At 41.2% G+C, this 16,211-nt stretch carries 12 protein-coding genes and 1 pseudogene; 7 read left to right on the forward strand and 6 right to left on the reverse strand.

What is annotated here, in order from left to right:
- Window positions 1–42 precede the first annotated feature (42 nt).
- Both NFR61_RS07185 and NFR61_RS07190 read left to right on the forward strand, forming a co-directional pair.
- Window positions 43–1,614 (forward strand): sulfatase family protein, encoded by a 1,572-nt coding sequence (locus tag NFR61_RS07185; protein WP_251622131.1) that lies wholly within the window; start codon window positions 43–45, stop codon window positions 1,612–1,614.
- A gap of 7 nt (window positions 1,615–1,621) precedes the next feature.
- Entirely contained in the window at window positions 1,622–2,287 is a 666-nt protein-coding gene (locus tag NFR61_RS07190; protein ID WP_251622133.1) for a hypothetical protein, read from the forward strand.
- Between the two features lie 10 nt (window positions 2,288–2,297).
- Here NFR61_RS07190 and NFR61_RS07195 read toward each other — a convergent pair whose 3' ends face one another.
- A complete protein-coding gene (locus NFR61_RS07195) occupies window positions 2,298–5,261 on the reverse strand; it encodes a hypothetical protein (protein ID WP_251622135.1) in 2,964 nt (987 codons plus the stop codon).
- 137 nt (window positions 5,262–5,398) lie between these two features.
- Here NFR61_RS07195 and ligA point away from each other — a divergent pair.
- The 3 genes and pseudogenes from ligA to NFR61_RS07205 form a co-directional block, all read left to right on the forward strand.
- Window positions 5,399–6,980: pseudogene (ligA, locus tag NFR61_RS11275) on the forward strand (NAD-dependent DNA ligase LigA); the annotation flags it as partial.
- Between the two features lie 101 nt (window positions 6,981–7,081).
- Entirely contained in the window at window positions 7,082–7,921 is an 840-nt protein-coding gene (locus NFR61_RS11280) for a helix-hairpin-helix domain-containing protein (RefSeq protein WP_478354336.1), read from the forward strand.
- Entirely contained in the window at window positions 7,908–10,400 is a 2,493-nt protein-coding gene (locus NFR61_RS07205; RefSeq protein WP_251622144.1) for an ATP-dependent Clp protease ATP-binding subunit, read from the forward strand. The genes NFR61_RS11280 and NFR61_RS07205 overlap by 14 nt, the downstream gene beginning before the upstream one ends.
- A gap of 47 nt (window positions 10,401–10,447) precedes the next feature.
- Here NFR61_RS07205 and NFR61_RS07210 read toward each other — a convergent pair whose 3' ends face one another.
- The 3 genes from NFR61_RS07210 to lolA1 form a co-directional block, all read right to left on the reverse strand.
- Entirely contained in the window at window positions 10,448–10,918 is a 471-nt protein-coding gene (locus tag NFR61_RS07210) for an Lrp/AsnC ligand binding domain-containing protein (RefSeq protein WP_251622146.1), read from the reverse strand.
- Between the two features lie 21 nt (window positions 10,919–10,939).
- The gene (locus NFR61_RS07215) at window positions 10,940–11,563 is read right to left on the reverse strand and encodes a hypothetical protein (RefSeq protein ID WP_251622148.1); all 624 of its coding nucleotides are present in this window, start codon (window positions 11,561–11,563) and stop codon (window positions 10,940–10,942) included.
- Between the two features lie 96 nt (window positions 11,564–11,659).
- The gene (gene lolA1 / locus NFR61_RS07220) at window positions 11,660–12,286 is read right to left on the reverse strand and encodes an outer membrane lipoprotein periplasmic chaperone LolA1 (protein ID WP_251622150.1); all 627 of its coding nucleotides are present in this window, start codon (window positions 12,284–12,286) and stop codon (window positions 11,660–11,662) included.
- Between the two features lie 80 nt (window positions 12,287–12,366).
- Here lolA1 and cdaA point away from each other — a divergent pair, with 80 nt between their 5' ends.
- Both cdaA and NFR61_RS07230 read left to right on the forward strand, forming a co-directional pair.
- Entirely contained in the window at window positions 12,367–13,155 is a 789-nt protein-coding gene (gene cdaA, locus NFR61_RS07225; RefSeq protein WP_251622180.1) for a diadenylate cyclase CdaA, read from the forward strand.
- 102 nt (window positions 13,156–13,257) lie between these two features.
- Complete coding sequence (locus tag NFR61_RS07230) at window positions 13,258–14,109, forward strand: DUF1731 domain-containing protein (RefSeq protein WP_251622152.1); 852 nt, start codon at window positions 13,258–13,260, stop codon at window positions 14,107–14,109.
- Between the two features lie 66 nt (window positions 14,110–14,175).
- Here the strand turns inward: NFR61_RS07230 and NFR61_RS07235 are convergent, their stop codons facing one another.
- Window positions 14,176–15,126: a phosphoribosylaminoimidazolesuccinocarboxamide synthase gene (locus tag NFR61_RS07235; protein ID WP_251622154.1), complete on the reverse strand. Its 951-nt coding sequence runs from the start codon at window positions 15,124–15,126 to the stop codon at window positions 14,176–14,178.
- A gap of 75 nt (window positions 15,127–15,201) precedes the next feature.
- Window positions 15,202–16,164 (reverse strand): PhoH family protein, encoded by a 963-nt coding sequence (locus tag NFR61_RS07240; RefSeq protein ID WP_251622156.1) that lies wholly within the window; start codon window positions 16,162–16,164, stop codon window positions 15,202–15,204.
- Between the last annotated feature and the right edge of the window lie 47 nt (window positions 16,165–16,211).

Genomic DNA, 16,211 nt, shown 5'->3' on the forward strand with positions numbered 1-16,211 from the left:
TATTAATTTTGTCCGTAATCTATTTAAATAACACATAAGCTAATGGCATTGAATTATTCTTACCTTTTACCGGTAGCAGGATTGGTTACCTTGAGCGGTTGTACACAGAAGAAGGCTGCGGAGAGGAAACCTTTGAACATCGTCTATATCATGACGGATGATCATTCGTATCAAACGATGAGTTGTTACGATAAACGCTATGCCTATACGCCCAATCTAGACAGAATTGCGAATGAAGGCGTGAAATTTACTAATAGTTTCGTCTGTAATTCATTGTCGGGACCAAGCCGTGCGGTTTTATTGACCGGAAAGCACAGCCACAAGAACGGCTATACGGACAACGAAGGAGGAAAGATTTTCAACGGCGAACAACAGACTGTACAGCAACTATTGCAGCAAGGCGGCTATCAGACGGCAATGATCGGTAAGTGGCATCTGGGAGGAACGCCGACATGCTTCGACTACTGGACGATTCTGCCCGCGCAGGGAGACTATTACAATCCGGACTTCATCACGCCGGAGGGAACGGTAAGACACGAGGGGTATGTGACGAATATTATCACGGACTTGAGTATTGATTGGTTGAGGAATAAGCGTGATACGACGAAACCGTTTTGCATGTTTGTCCACCACAAGGCGATCCACCGCAATTGGATGGGGGATACTGCCGATTTGGCCCTTTTCGAGGACAGGACTTTCGAGATGCCGGAGAATTTTTGGGATGATTACAAGGGACGTGTGGCGGCTGCGAAGCAGGAGATGAACATCGACAAGGATATGACGATGATTTATGATTTGAAGATGTTGGATGACAAGGTGGAGGATCATTACCGTTCGCTGTATATCCGGGATAACGGTACGCAGGGAACGTACGGACGGATGAACGCAGCACAGCGGGCAGCCTGGGACAAGCATTACAAACCCATTATCAATGAATTCAAAAAAGCCGGTTTGAAGGGAAAAGCTTTGGCGGAATGGAAATATCAGCGTTACATGCGTGATTATCTGAAGACGGTAAAGTCGCTGGATGACAATGTAGGCCGTTTGTTGAAAGAGTTGGAAGAGGAAGGATTGTTGGAAAATACGTTAATTGTATATGCTTCCGACCAAGGATTTTATATGGGAGAGCACGGATGGTTTGACAAACGCTTTATGTACGAGGAATCCATGCGTACGCCTTTGATTATGCGTTTGCCGGAAGGATTTGAAGGAAGAGGAGAAATACCGCAGATGGTGCAGAATATTGACTATACGCCGACGTTCCTGGATTTGGCCGGACTTCCCATCCCGAAAGATATTCAAGGCGTGTCGTTGGTACCGCTGTTGAAAGGTGAGAAGGCGGCCAACTGGAGAAAATCGTTGTATTACCATTTTTACGAATATCCCGCGGAGCACATGGTATGTCGCCATTACGGCGTGAGAACGGAGCGTTATAAACTGATACATTTTTATAATGACGTAGACAAGTGGGAGTTATACGATTTGCAGGAAGATCCAATGGAAATGAATAATCTGTACGGTAAACCCGGAACGGAAGAATTGACCAAAGAACTGAAAGCGGAATTGGAAAGACTTCAGGTATTCTATGATGATCCGATAAGGAATATAAAGTAGAGTGAATGTGTATGAGATAATCGCTTTTTACAGGGAGACGGAACGGGAGGTGCAGATACAGGCGGAAAGATTTGCCGGCTTGTATGGTTTTCATGTGAGATATGAAAAGTATCCTTCCGTAGCCTCTCAAGTATCAGTGTTGGTGGGAGAAGATACGGTCGTATGTTTATTTGAGCGGGGAAGACTGAATTTTCATAAGCTGTTGAAGTATGTATATAGCGTGAAGAGACCGGCGTTGATTTATAGTGGGGAAGAAATGGGAGAGGTATATAATTGCTTGAGATTGCCGGTGGGCTATCTGACGGAAAATAAGGAGAAAGCGGCATGGGCTAATTTTTTTCTTCATAATAATCGTCAGGCCAGAGTGGAGGTATGGGTTCCGCGAGAAAGAGATGAACGGATTGCCGGAATGGTAGAGGATAATTTGATTTTTATCGAGAAGGTGTTTACAGATTCTGGTGTCGTTTATAAAACAGAAATGGCAGGTGTCTCTTTTGAAAAGTTGGTGAAATCTTTGTTTCAGACATCCGAGAAGGCAATGATTTTTTTAATGTTGCCTTTTCGGGTGTTTTCATTTTTTGTGCCTTATTATCTGCGATTATACAAGCGTTATGCCCGTACGCCTATATTGTTGATTCCACGGGATGAGACGCTTTATATTCCGTGTCATTAGCAGTTTGAGACTATATACTGAAGTTTAAAGTAAAAAGAAAGTCGGCGAAAATAGCTTTCGTTTGGGTTTCGTATCCGATTCTTACTCCCGTATTGACAGGAAAGGGCAGGCTGAGTACGTGGAGGGCTGCCGTTAGTTCCGCTCCGTAAGAGTAAAAGTTTTGTTTGTAGTTTCTTGTTTTCTCATGTGTCATGTCAAAAAACACGCCCCCGTTTATGGCTTTGATGTATAACAAAGAACCGATGTGCTGGTCGGGGTAGAAAAGCGGGAGTTTATAACCGCTTCGCAAGGTGGAAAATTCGTTCCCGTAGATTTTGATACCGCGGGGTGCCTGTATTTTTTTGCCGTAGGCAATGTTGTTCGGTCGCTTTTGGTAACCGGCATAAGTATATAAAGAATGATTGCGACGGAATCCGGGAAAATAGAAGTTGCCTGAAATCCACCATTCATGTCCTAAGTTCGTTTTTTTCAGCGGTGTATGTGCGAATCCGCCTTGTAGCATTTGTCCCCAGTGGGGATTGAGTTCTTGTGCGGTCATGCGGGTCTGGTTGCTGAACAATAGCCCGTATTCCAGTATCTGATAATAGTTTGCCGGTGTGGAGTACTGATAGTTTGCTGGATTTGCCGGGTATAGGTAGCCGATATTGTCTTGAACGCGGACTTGATAAAGTTTGCGTGTATCGGTATTGTGTAGGGCTTCTATTTTGTATCGGACGTATGGTGTGAGGTAACGATTGTAGTTTTGGGCAGAAATGTTGAACGGGAATTGTATGCTTAAACTTCCTTGTGTGTAGTTGGAGCGGTTGTATAAATAGAGGGTGTCTGTTTGTTGTGTTTGAAGATTGGGAGTGTTAAAGAGAAAGGTGTAATAGTCGTATTTCCCCGTTTTGAAGTCCAGATTGAAAACGGGCCACAAGGCTTTGTAATCGGCGTTCAGCATCCATGCTCCGTGATTGTAGTCAGAGTCGGAGATGTAGCCTGTGGCAAGAGAAAGGGTACTTAGTTTGTTTTGTGAGTACACGACTAATCCGATATTGGCTTCCAGTTCCTGCGTATTGATGTAAAGCGGTCCCCAGCTGTGCGGGTTTATCAGGTGGGTGAATTTGTTGTATTTCCGTGTGGTGAAGGTTGAGTCGTAGGTGCAGTTGAGCCGCCAGCCTTCTTGTAGGAAGAGAGTGTCGGCTAAACGGTAATCGGAGTAATGAGGGTTTTGTCTGTTTAATTGTCTTAGAGAAATGCTGCCCGGTTTGTATCCGTTTGCGGTATAGAATGAGAAGTATAATGTGTTTTGTTGTAAGTTTACAGCCGGGAAGCGGATGCCGAAGGGAGCATTTAGGATATTTTGTACCTTGCCTGTGTACAGATTTTTTTCGTAGAGGGCATTGTTACCGTTGTAAGAAGCGCGGTATACGAGGAGACTGTCATACAGTACCGGGTTGTCGAGTTCGTACCATTGAGGTTCGGTTAATTTTTTGCGTGCACCTGTTTCGGGATGAATGCTTTCGATGTGTACGCCCTGCGGACTTTGCACGATGGTAATGATTTGGTTGTCGTGAAAGGACGGATGGATGAATAGTTCGTTTTCTCCAGCATTGATTCGTCGGATTTCTTTTTGCAGGTCGGAGGTAAGTAGGATGATGGATGCCCGGTTTGCGTTATCCGCTTCGACGACACCGATATATTCTCCGGCGATAAAGGGTGAGAAGCGGTTGTTTGGGCTTTTGTGATAACGGTATTTTTTGTGTTTAATATCGTAACTGCAAAGGGTATTGCGCCCGCCATTCGCCCAACGGGTATGGGGTTTATATTCTGTCCATAACAGTTGGTGTTTGTGGTAAGTGAATTTGTTGTCGTTTAAATTACCGGTGGGTGTAAGCTGTTTTTCTGTTCCGTTGTTCAAAAGGACAAATGCTCCTGTTTGTTGCATACCTTTTTTGTAAACGACCAGTCCTCCGTCTTCAGTCGGGATGGGATAATAGTAGTTGGTATAATCGGCATCCGTTGTGGGGATGGTGTCGAAACGGTCGGTGATGTGCTGTGTTTCGTTTTTCCATATTTGTTGCAGCTCCGAGAAATTGTCGTGATACAGTGTGCGTTTGGCGTTGCGATAAGTGTTGGCTTGTTTGACTTCTTCGGGATGAATGAACAGGGAGTAGAAAGTGGAATCCTGCCATAATTCGTCTCGATGATTTTTTAGCGTTTTTTTCAGGCTAGTGGCAAAAGAGGTGATGCCTAAGGGGTATTGTCCGATGCGGGTAAGGGCATTCGACCAGATGTCGGGTCCGTAGTTGGCACGGGAGTTAGCTACCATGAAATATCCTAAGTTATATCGGTTGGGAACATAGTCTTTATAAGAACCCAAGGTAGCTTTGTAATAGGAATATATGCCTTTTTCCACAATTTGGGCTTTCATTTCGTTGAGAAACTCAGGGGAGCGTCCCCTTCCCAATTGCCCCAGGGCGGTTTCATAAGTGACGGCATCGCCTTCCATGAACCATAGAGGCAGATATAAGCCGGCGACGGCGATAGTGACTTGTTCACCAAAGATGTAGTATAGAATCTTTGTTAGGTCTTGATTTATTTTGTCAATCTGAACGACATGCCGAAATTCATGAATGCACAGATGTTCCAGCCATGTGTCTGAGGGAACTTGTGAAGGCATTGTGTAAAGTTCTGTGCGTTTGGGTGCCCAGGCAACTGTTCCGTTGGATATTCCACCGTTGGGGTGAAGAATCATTGATACTTTTGCCGGTTTGTGTGCAAGGCTGTTACTATGTGTGTACAATGCCTGATAGATATTGGCTATTTTTTGTGCATTGGTTTCAAAATAATCGGGATAGATGATTTGAAAATCGATGGTTTTTATTTGTTTCCAGCGTAAAGAAGCAGGATCTTGTCCAAAGTTTGTAAATTGCGTTTTTCCGCAAAGACTGAGAAGTAACAATAATACGGATACCGTAATTTTTTTTCCCATAACGATATGGTTTGTTTCGTAAGATGTTTCAAAGGTATGATTATTTTTTTTATAGGTGTGAGGGAAAGTATAGTTTTTACAAGATTGATTTTTTATTAACTTTGCGATAACTGTGTGAGAAGAGAATAATTTTACGAATGATGCAAGCAGAGGTTGAAAAGATTTTGGCATTAAGAAAAGCATTGGAATACCATAATTACAGGTATTATATAGAAAATGCTCCGGAGATTTCCGATATAGAATTCGATGGGATGATGCGGGAATTGGAAGTGTTGGAAGAACGTTATCCGGATATGTATGATCCAAATTCTCCGACTCAACGAGTGGGGCAGGATTTAAACAGGGAGTTTACTCAAGTGGCGCATAAATATCCGATGCTGTCGCTGGGGAATACGTATAGTGAAGAGGAGTTGAGGGAGTTTGACAATCGGGTGCGTAAGATTGTGGGAGAGGTGGATTATGTATGCGAGTTGAAATATGACGGTACTTCCATTAGTCTTACTTATCGGGATGGGGAGTTGTTGAGGGCGGTGACTCGAGGGGATGGAGTGAAAGGAGATGATGTGACGGCAAATGTGCGGACTATTCGTACGATTCCGTTGAAATTACAGGGGAATTATCCTGCGGAGTTTGAAATAAGAGGGGAAATTTTGATGCCTTTTACCGTTTTTAATCATTTAAACCGAGAAAAAGCGGAAGCAAATGAACCATTGTTTGCCAATCCGAGGAATGCTGCTGCCGGGACGTTGAAGTTGCAGAATTCGGCGCAAGTGGCGAAACGCCGTTTGGATTGTTTTCTTTATTATTTGCCGGGGGAGGAATCGGTTGCTGCGACTCATTACGGGAATTTAATGAAGGCGAAAGAGTGGGGATTTCATATTCCTCCGTATGTTGAACTATGTAAATCGATTGATGAGGTTTGGGGATTTATTGAGAAGTGGGATAAAGAACGGGTAAATTTGTCCGTCCCTATTGACGGAATTGTGGTGAAGGTGAATGAGCTGGAGAAGCAACGGATGTTGGGATATACGGCAAAGTCTCCGCGTTGGGCGATTGCTTATAAGTTTCGGGCGGAGCGGGAAGCAACAACATTGATGAGTGTGAGCTATCAGGTCGGGCGTACGGGAAGTATTACGCCCGTTGCCAATTTGGAACCGGTACATTTGGCCGGTACGACAGTGAAAAGAGCTTCGTTGCATAATGCGGATATTATTGCCGAACTTGATTTACATGAGCACGATACGGTATTTGTGGAGAAGGGGGGGGAGATTATCCCTAAAATAGTGGGGGTGGATGTTAGTCGTCGTGAAGAAAGTGCTTTGCCTGTATGTTTTATTACTCATTGTCCGGAGTGCGGGACGGAGTTGGTAAGGGTAGAGGGCGAAGCGAATCATTATTGCCCGAATGAGGATAAGTGTCCGCCACAGATTGCGGGGAAGATAGAGCATTTTGTAAGTAGGAAGGCTATGGATATAGAGGGAATGGGGGAAGAGACGATAGATTTACTGTTGAGTAAACATATTATACGGGATGTGAGCGACATTTACCGGCTTCCAGAGAAAAGGGAGGAGTTGATAGGGTTGGAGAAGATTGTTTATCCGGATAGTTTTGAAGTGACGAGTATTCCTCTTGCTAAGGTGATTTATGGGTTTGAAATAGGGTTAAAGAATATTTCTTCTAGAACGGCAGTGATGTTGGCAGAACATTTTGATTCATTGACGGAGCTGGGGGAGGCGGATAAGGCTGTGTTGTTGGCATTGCCGTGGGGGGAAAAGGAGGATAAAGAGAAATCGGTGAACCGGATATTGGAGTATTTCAGTATGCCTTTTAATGATACGTTGGAGCGCTTGAAGGAAGCGGGGAGAGTGTCAGATATACCTTTGGATTATGTGATTTATGCACTGAATATACCGGGTATAGATTGGCATAAGGCTGATTTATTGGCTTCTAGTTTTGATTATGTTTATGAGTTGGCGGTGGCTTCGGAAGAGGCAATTGGGGCTGTGAATGGAATAAGTGAAGAAGATGCCCGGCAGGTTGCCCGTTTTTTTGCAGGTCATGATAAATTGGTCAGGAAATTGAATACGCTGAATGTTTATCGGATGCAGGAAAAGTCGGTGGATAATTTGATGATGGGGATTGAGAAATCGAAAAATGCCGGTTTTTCCGCATTGTTGTATGGGTTGGGAATTCGTTATGTAGGGGAGACCGCTTCCCGTAATTTGGCGAAAAGTTTTAAGAATATGCGTAACCTCATGGAGGCGGATTACGAACAATTGACGGAAGTGGAAGATGTCGGGGAGCAAATGGCCAATAGTATTTTAAAATATTTTGCGAAGGAAGAGAATCAGCATTTGTTGGAGCGATTGCTATCTTCGGGACTTAAAGCAGAAGTGGAGGAACAGGTCGGCGGAAATAATGTTTTGGAAGGTAGGACGTTTGTTATTACGGGAACATTAAGTCGTCCCCGGGAATATTTTAAAGAGTTGATTTTGAATAATGGAGGTAAGGTAAGTGATTCGGTATCCTCCAAGACAAGTTTTTTATTGGCAGGTGAAAATGCCGGCAGTAAGTTGAAAAAAGCGGAGAAGTTAGGTATAACAGTAATTTCAGAGGCTGAATTTTATTTGATACAAGGAGGAGAAAATGGGAACAAGTGATACGAAAAGGTTAAAGCAGATAGTGACCAGTGCCGGAGAGGAGGCAAAAAGATTGGGAAATTCAAAAGTTTATCCGGAGCATTTATTTTTAGGTTTGTTGCGGTTGTGTCACGGTAAGGCTATTGATATTTTGGAGTCTTTGGGAGTAGATTTTTATGAGGTGAAAGAACGTATAGAAGAAAAGTTGCAGAAGAAAGGTGTGAAGATTGAATCTTTGACTGAGATTGATTTTACAGTGGCTGTAAATGGTGTATTGAAGCGGGGGATGGAAGAAGCTGAGAAATTGGGAGATGAACACGTGGATTCAGAACATGTGATGTTGGCTATTTTACGTAATAAAACGCTTTTTATTACGAAGTTGTTTAGGGATATGGGGGTCGATTATAATAATTTTTGGGAGCAGTTGTTGAGGCAGAAAACGACGATGGAGTTGGATTATAATGAGAATTCGGATGATGACGATGGGGCAGAGGATGAAAACTCGTTGTTTAATCCATATCATCGGGAGATGGAAAGTAAGTCGGGAACGCCCGTATTGGATAATTTCGGTATTGATATAACGAAGGCCGCTGAAGAGGGAACGCTTGACCCGGTTGTCGGACGGGAGAATGAGATTGAACGTTTGGCGCAGATATTGAGTCGTCGCAAAAAGAACAATCCTGTTTTGATAGGGGAGCCAGGTGTAGGTAAGTCGGCAATAGCAGAAGGATTAGCGATACGGATTGTGCAAAAAAGAGTATCCCGGGTGTTGTTTGGTAAGCGGGTGATTGCATTGGATATAGCGGCGATTGTGGCCGGAACGAAGTATCGCGGACAGTTTGAGGAGCGCATGAAGGCTATTTTAAATGAATTGGCTAAGAATAGGAATATAATTTTGTTTATTGATGAGATTCATACGATTGTCGGTGCCGGTGGTTCGGGAGGAAGCTTGGATGCGGCGAATATGTTAAAACCGGCGTTGGCACGGGGAGAGATACAATGTATCGGAGCGACGACATTGGATGAATACAGGCAGAATATAGAGAAGGACGGTGCTTTAGAGCGTCGCTTCCAAAAGGTGTTGGTCGAGCCGACTTCTTTTAATGAGACGGTAGAGATTTTGAATAATATCAAGTCCCGGTATGAAGAACATCATAATGTGTATTATACAGAGGCAGCGATTAGGGCGTGTGTAAAATTGACAAATCGTTACATATCGGACAGGGCTTTGCCGGATAAGGCGATTGATGCTATGGATGAAGCCGGTTCGCGGGCTCATATAAAGAATATTCATGTTCCTCAGATTATTGAAGAATTAGAGGCTTCTGTAGAGGAGATTAAGGTAAAAAAGAAGGAAGCAGTTGTTCAGCAAAATTTTGAGGTGGCAGCGGCGTTTCGGGATCAGGAACGGAAACAGTTGTCTCGTTTGGAGGAGGAGAAGGAGAAGTGGCAGAAGGAATTGAGTGATAATCCTATTGTTGTGGATGAAGAACATGTGGCGGAAGTGGTGGCTATGATGACTGGTGTACCTGTGAGACGAATTGCCAGAACGGAAGGAATGAAGTTGTTGCAGATGCATGATGAATTGGCGGGGAGCGTGATAGGTCAGGATGAGGCGATAGAGAAATTGGTACGGGCAATTCAGCGTAACAGGGCTGGTTTAAAAGATCCGAATCGTCCGATTGGTTCGTTTATCTTTTTGGGACCGACGGGTGTAGGTAAGACGCAATTGGCTAAGGTTTTGGCGCAATATTTGTTTGATTCTCCGGATGCTTTGATTCGGATTGATATGAGTGAATATATGGAGAAGTTTGCCGTATCGCGTCTGGTGGGGGCGCCTCCGGGATATGTCGGATATGAGGAGGGGGGACAATTGACTGAGAAAGTAAGGAGAAAACCTTATTCCGTTGTGTTGCTGGATGAGATTGAAAAAGCGCATCCTGATGTGTTTAATATTTTGTTACAGTTGCTTGATGACGGTCAATTGACGGATAGTTTGGGACGGAAAGTGGATTTTAAGAATACGATTATTATAATGACTTCCAATATAGGCAGCCGTCAGTTAAAGGATTTCGGGCGAGGTATCGGTTTCGGAATGGGGAATAGAGGTGAGGATAGTGAGTATGCTAAAAGTGTAGTACAAAAGGCGTTGAAAAATACGTTTGCTCCCGAATTTTTGAACCGAATAGACGATGTGATCATATTTAATTCTTTGAAGAAAGAAGATTTATATAGAATTATTGATATTGAATTGACCGGTTTGATAAAGCGGATGAAAGATTTGGGATATACAGTGAAGGTTTCCGATGCTGCTAAAGAGTTTTTGACGGAGAAGGGGTATGATCCACAATTGGGCGCGAGACCTTTGAAACGAGCTATTCAGAAGTATTTGGAGGATGTGTTGGCGGAGGTTATTATAAAGGGGAATTTATCCGAAGGGGAGGTCGTGGAGATTGATTGCGATAAAGAACATGAAAAGGTTATAATTGTGGAGAATTAAAATAAAAACCGGAACGTTTTTACCGTTCCGGTTTTTTATGGTTGGTTCTATTTTTCTTCAGGAAGAGGTTCGACTTCTTTTTCAATAATTTGGTCAAGCGAGATAAATGATTCGGTTTTCGCTATGCCTGGAATATTTTGCAGTGTGTTTATCAATACGTCCATCAGGTGTTGATGATTGTTGCATCGTAGTTTCAGTAAAAATGCATAATGTCCCGTTATGAAATGACATTCTGTGATTTCAGGGATTTTTTCCAGCTCTTTGACTACGGATTTGTATTGATGTGCAGTATCAAGAACGACACCGATAAAAGCGCATATTTTAAGTCCCAGTGCTTTGGGTTTTACGATGAAACGGGAACCTTCTATAACTTCGGCATCTTCCATTTTTTTTACTCGTTGATGAATGGCAGCTCCGGAGATACCACATTCCCTTGCTATTTCCAAAAAGGGTATTCTGGCATTTTTTACTAAGTAAGAAAGAATTTTTCTATCTATGTCATCTATTTGATATTTCATGGGATGTGGGTTTATGAAGGTTTATCTGAAATTTAATATACTGTATAATTGTTTCCTTTGTTTATAATAGGCTTTTCCTTCTTCGTTCGTAATGGTTTTCGCTAAATTGTCGATAAGATTGGTGAAAATCGTATTAAAGGTGAAACCTTCGGGAGGATAAATTTCCGGATTATGTATGTCATTTAATTTAGCGATGAAAACTCTTGCCAGCATTTCACTGGAAATATCTTTTTTGTACATGCCTTGTTGCATGCCTTTTTCGATGTTGATTTTGATTTTTTCGTAGATGAAGTCAGCACGTAAGTTTTTGTGTTTTTCAAAAATTTCCGGATAGGCTTGTGCTAACGTCATGGTAATGGATGGGGTGACATCAAAAAAACGTTCATTGATTTCATTACTTACAAGTAATAGAATATCTATCGCGTTCCAACCATCAAAATTATATTCATTGAAGATTTTTTCAAAACAGACTCTTTCATGGGTGAATATTGTTTCTACGACTTCTTCTTTGCTTGAGAAGTTTTCTTTTAATTCGGTAAGTGTCAGACCTGTCTTGGCTAAATGCTCTTCTGTAAAGTCTTTTATTCCATAGCGCGAGATATAGGTTCTTAGTTTTTCTGCTAATTGAAATTTTTTCTTGTCCATCCTGTTATGAGGGAATTTAAGGTTTTGAAATGTTATCGGCTGCTGCCTTTAATGCAATGAGATACCGGATGAAAAGTTTTGACATGTTCTTAAGTTTTAGCGTAAGTCTATAATTTCAACATCAGGATATTGTGTGGCATCAAATGTGAAAAAGGTATTTTGGGGAATCGGATTAGCTTGTTTAAGATGCTTGATGGTGATGATTAGGTTATTGCCGTCTTTTCCGAAGGATTCAACTTTTTGTATGGAAGAATCAGACGTTTTAACCCAAATGCCTATTTTTATAAAGTTCTTTTCCAGGTTGTTAGGATAGAGTTCGATATAGGCGGTTCCATTTGTATTTGATAATAGTTTTTGTTTGAAGCCAATATTGTGAATGTTGAATATTTTGGTAGGATTTAGCATTTCTTCTTCTTCGTCAGAAGGGTTCTTGATGTTTACTTCCTGAGCTTCCGGTATATAGGTGAAAATATTTTTCCCGTCATAATAGTTAATAACATCCATGACTTCTAGTTTATATAAATTGCCTTTCATATAGGCTTTCCCTTTGTGTTCTTCACGGATGTTTTCTTCTTTGTTTTCCATGGTTAGACAGAAGTCAATCTCTACAGCAGAATAAGCTTTAATCTTGTTTGCCGACTTATCCAAAATATCTTTGGCTGTATCTTGAGCAAGAACAGGGGTAAGTATAAATGAAAAGAGAAGAATGATAAAATAACGCATAATCTTTAATTTTTAGACAAACAAAGATAGTTATTTTCCTGTTTTTTCTTTAGTTTTGTCATATAAAAGTAAGATGTTTGATGCTGTTGTTTTTTATTAAGTTCGGTTTTTTTGATGTATTGGATATATTGATTGTCGCTTTTATTTTTTATCAGATTTACAGGTTGGTAAAGGGAACGGTGGCAATTAATATTTTTGCTGGGATTTTTATTTTTTATTTGGCTTGGTTGTTGGTAAGGGCTTTCAATATGGAATTGATTTCGTCTATATTGGGGCAGTTTATTGGGATGGGAGTGATTGCTTTGTTGATTGTATTTCAGCAAGAGGTGAGGCGTTTTTTATTGTTGGTCGGAAGCAAGTATAATTTGCAGAATATTTTTAATTTGAATGGAATTCTTGCTAAACCGGAAATTAAGGAAGATGTTTCGGATGCTATTGTAGAGGCTTGTGAACGTTTTTCAGCATCCTATACGGGAGCGTTGATTGTTTTTGCCCAAAATACGGAGTTGTTTACTTATGCTCAGACTGGTGTTTTATTGAAAGCGCAGGTAACGGACGAATTGATTGAAAATATTTTCTTTAAGAATACGCCATTGCATGATGGAGCGGTGATAATAGCGGATAATAAGATTTTGGCTGCCCGTTGTATTCTTCCGGTATCGGATAGAATGGATATTCCGGGGAGCATGGGGTTACGGCACCGTGCCGCTTTGGGGCTGAGTGCGGTAAGTGATGCGATGATTGTCGTTGTGAGTGAGGAAACTGGAAAAATTACTTTTTTTAAAGACGGTAATTATAAAGTGCGAGTGACACCTGAAGAGTTGAAAAAGTTTTTGAGTAAAGATTTTGCAGGATTTGTCGTAAAATAGCTTGCGTGTGAAATAGCTTTTCTTTTATTTGTACAGAGTTTATGTTGTCTGATATAACTTTTGCTTTCTTTTGGCGTTAAAGAGGGACAAAAGTTAGATTGGATGAATGTTTTTGTTACCGGATTGCATGGCTTTGTAGGAAGTAAAGTGAAAGCAGAATTTGAACGGGGAGGGCATAAGGTATTTCCTGTACTGAGGGAAGATTTGTTATTGGGAGGGGAAAGGCTGGATAGAATTGCCAAATGGGCGGATGTTGTTGTGAATTTGGCGGGAGAAGCGGTGACAGGGAAATGGACTGAAAATAAAATGATTGATATTTTGGAATCCCGCAGGGTATCTACTCGTAATTTAGTAGATTCATTAAATAGATGTTCGAAAAGGTTGAAGTTGTTTATTAATGCTTCCGCTGTCGGAATTTATCAGGCAAATAGGTTTTGTGATGAAGACTCGTTGGATATTGGCAGTCATTTTTTGGCAAAGGTTGCAAATGCTTGGGAGGAGGAGTTGAATAAATTGGAAGGTGCTCGAAAAGTTGTGTTGCGTTTGGGACTTGTTATTGCATCAAATGGTGGTATATTGAAGAGATTGATTCCATGGATAAAGGGAAGAGTTGCTTTTGTTTTGGGGAGTGGAGATCAGGAATGTCCAATTATCCATGTCGAGGATGTGACGGGTTTTATGATGTATTTGCTGAAACATCAGGAGTTGGAGGGTGTTTATAATATGGTTATACCTAATAGTGTTAATTTTCGAGAGTTTGTTAAGGCTCTTACAGCAAGGAAAGGACTTGTTATTCGGGTGAAAATTCCTGAATGGCTGTTGTGTTTGATTGTGGGGAATGCTTCAACGGTATTGACTCGTTCTGCTCATGTAATTCCATGGCGGGTTATGGAATCGGGATATGAATATAAATGTCGTACGGTCAGGGAGGTGATAGAGGAATTAAAAAGTTAAAAGAGTGAAAAATGGAGGTATTCCTTATTTTTCAACTCTTTTACTCTTTTTAATTTGTTGTTTCTTTTAATTTTTCAATTTTTTTAAGCATTCTGCTACATTGTTTTCTATGCGTTGAAGAATGTTGGAACTTTCTCCTTTTATAAATTTCTGTCCGGTGATATTTTCATATAATTCAATATAACGGTCTGTAATCCCGGAGATGATTTCTGGTGTCATTTCCGGAACTTGTTGACCGCTCAGTCCTTGGAATCCGTTGTCCATTAACCATTCTCTGACAAATTCTTTGGAAAGTTGTTTTTGTTTTTCGCCTTTGTTAAAACGTTCTTGATAGCCTTCTGCATAAAAATAGCGGGAAGAGTCGGGAGTATGAATTTCATCAATGAGGTATATTTTACCGTCTTTTTTTCCGAATTCATATTTAGTATCTACTAAAATTAAGCCTTTTTCAGCGGCAATTTCAGAACCTCTTTTAAAGAGTGCTAATGTATATTTTTCTAATTGTTCGTAATCTTCTTTGTTTACCAAACCTTGAGCGATGATTTCCTCTTTGGAGATGTTTTCATCATGTCCCGCATCAGCTTTGGTCGTCGGCGTGATAAGCGGAACCAGAAATTTTTGGTTTTCTTTCATGCCTTCCGGTAGTGTATGACCACATAGGGTTCTGCCGCCTTCTTTATATAAGCGCCATGAACTTCCTGTTAAGTAACCTCGAATGACCATTTCTACTTTAAATGGTTCGCATTTATGTCCGATGGTAACCATGGGGTCTGGGGTTGCAATTTTCCAGTTGGGGACGATATCGGAGGTGGCGTCAAGGAATTTAGAGGCGATTTGGTTCAAAACTTGTCCTTTATAGGGGATGCCTTTAGGAAGAACGACATCGAAAGCAGAGATTCGGTCGGATACTAACATGACTAAATATTCGTCATTGATGTTGTATACGTCACGAACCTTTCCTTTGTATATACTCTTTTGACCGGGGAAATTAAAGTCGGTTTTTACAATAGCTTCCATGCTTAATTAGGATTACTTGTTAGAATGAATGGTCAAAATTAATAAATTTCCGTTTAAGAATAGAGGGTAACCGTTTTATTTTTCTTCTTCAGATGGTATGTCTAGTGCTTTTTCATAAGCGTTTACGATGTCTTTTACGAGGCGGTGTCTGATAATGTCTTTTTTGTTGAATTCAATAAAGGCGATTCCTTTGATTTTGCGAAGGATTTTAAATGCCTGAATGAGTCCGGATTCTGTACGTCGAGGCAAATCGATTTGGCTCATATCTCCCGTTACAATAAATTTGGCACTGGTTCCCATACGGGTAAGAAACATTTTAAGTTGGTTGCGGGAGGTATTTTGTGCTTCATCAAGAATAACAAAGGCGTCGTTTAAAGTGCGTCCGCGCATGTATGCCAAGGGTGCGATTTGTATGGTTTCGTTTTCTAAATACTCTTCTAGTTTTTTAGCTGGAATCATGTCTAATAGCGCATCGTAGAGCGGTTGAAGATAGGGGTCTACTTTTTCTTTGAGGTCACCTGGCAGGAATCCGAGGTTCTCACCTGCTTCTACAGCCGGACGGCTTAAAATAATTCGTTTTATTTCTCGGTTACGTAGAGCACGGACAGCTAAGGCGATGGCAGTGTACGTTTTTCCGGAACCTGCCGGGCCGGTAGCAAACAGAAGGTCGTTATTTTTTGAAAGCTCAACGAGTTTTCGTTGGTTTTCACTTCTGGCACGAATGGCTTTTCCTCCGTTGCCGAATAATATGATAGAATCTGCATCTTCAGGATCTTCAATAACATTGTCTTCCAATATAATTCTTTTTATATTGGCAATTGTCAGCATATTGTAACGATGATAGTGCTCGAGTAATGCTGTGATTTTACCGTAAAGAATTTCCTGATCTTTCTCTTCTCCCTGTATGACAATTTCGTCTCCTCTTGCTGTAATTTTCAGTTTGGGGAAATAGGCTCTCAGTAGATTGAATTTTGAGTTATTAACTCCATAAAAATCAAGAGGATCAATATTCCCTATACTAATTCTTTTTTCAATCATGAAACTTCAAATAAATCCTTTATTTTTGCAGGTGCAAATTAGTAAAA

Origin of the sequence: Odoribacter lunatus (assembly GCF_943193135.1) — a bacterium.
Lineage (GTDB): Bacteria > Bacteroidota > Bacteroidia > Bacteroidales > Marinifilaceae > Culturomica > Culturomica lunata.

Bases quoted from the DNA above. Each gene is read 5' to 3' on its own strand.
- NFR61_RS07185 (WP_251622131.1), top strand. From the start codon at position 43: ATGGCATTGAATTATTCTTACCTTTTACCGGTAGCAGGATTGGTTACC.
- NFR61_RS07195 (WP_251622135.1), bottom strand. From the start codon at position 5,261: ATGGGAAAAAAAATTACGGTATCCGTATTATTGTTACTTCTCAGTCTT.
- NFR61_RS11280 (WP_478354336.1), top strand. From the start codon at position 7,082: ATGCCTTTTAATGATACGTTGGAGCGCTTGAAGGAAGCGGGGAGAGTG.
- NFR61_RS07205 (WP_251622144.1), top strand. From the start codon at position 7,908: ATGGGAACAAGTGATACGAAAAGGTTAAAGCAGATAGTGACCAGTGCC.
- NFR61_RS07210 (WP_251622146.1), bottom strand. From the start codon at position 10,918: ATGAAATATCAAATAGATGACATAGATAGAAAAATTCTTTCTTACTTA.
- NFR61_RS07215 (WP_251622148.1), bottom strand. From the start codon at position 11,563: ATGGACAAGAAAAAATTTCAATTAGCAGAAAAACTAAGAACCTATATC.
- lolA1 (WP_251622150.1), bottom strand. From the start codon at position 12,286: ATGCGTTATTTTATCATTCTTCTCTTTTCATTTATACTTACCCCTGTT.
- cdaA (WP_251622180.1), top strand. From the start codon at position 12,367: ATGCTGTTGTTTTTTATTAAGTTCGGTTTTTTTGATGTATTGGATATA.
- NFR61_RS07230 (WP_251622152.1), top strand. From the start codon at position 13,258: ATGAATGTTTTTGTTACCGGATTGCATGGCTTTGTAGGAAGTAAAGTG.
- NFR61_RS07235 (WP_251622154.1), bottom strand. From the start codon at position 15,126: ATGGAAGCTATTGTAAAAACCGACTTTAATTTCCCCGGTCAAAAGAGT.
- NFR61_RS07240 (WP_251622156.1), bottom strand. From the start codon at position 16,164: ATGATTGAAAAAAGAATTAGTATAGGGAATATTGATCCTCTTGATTTT.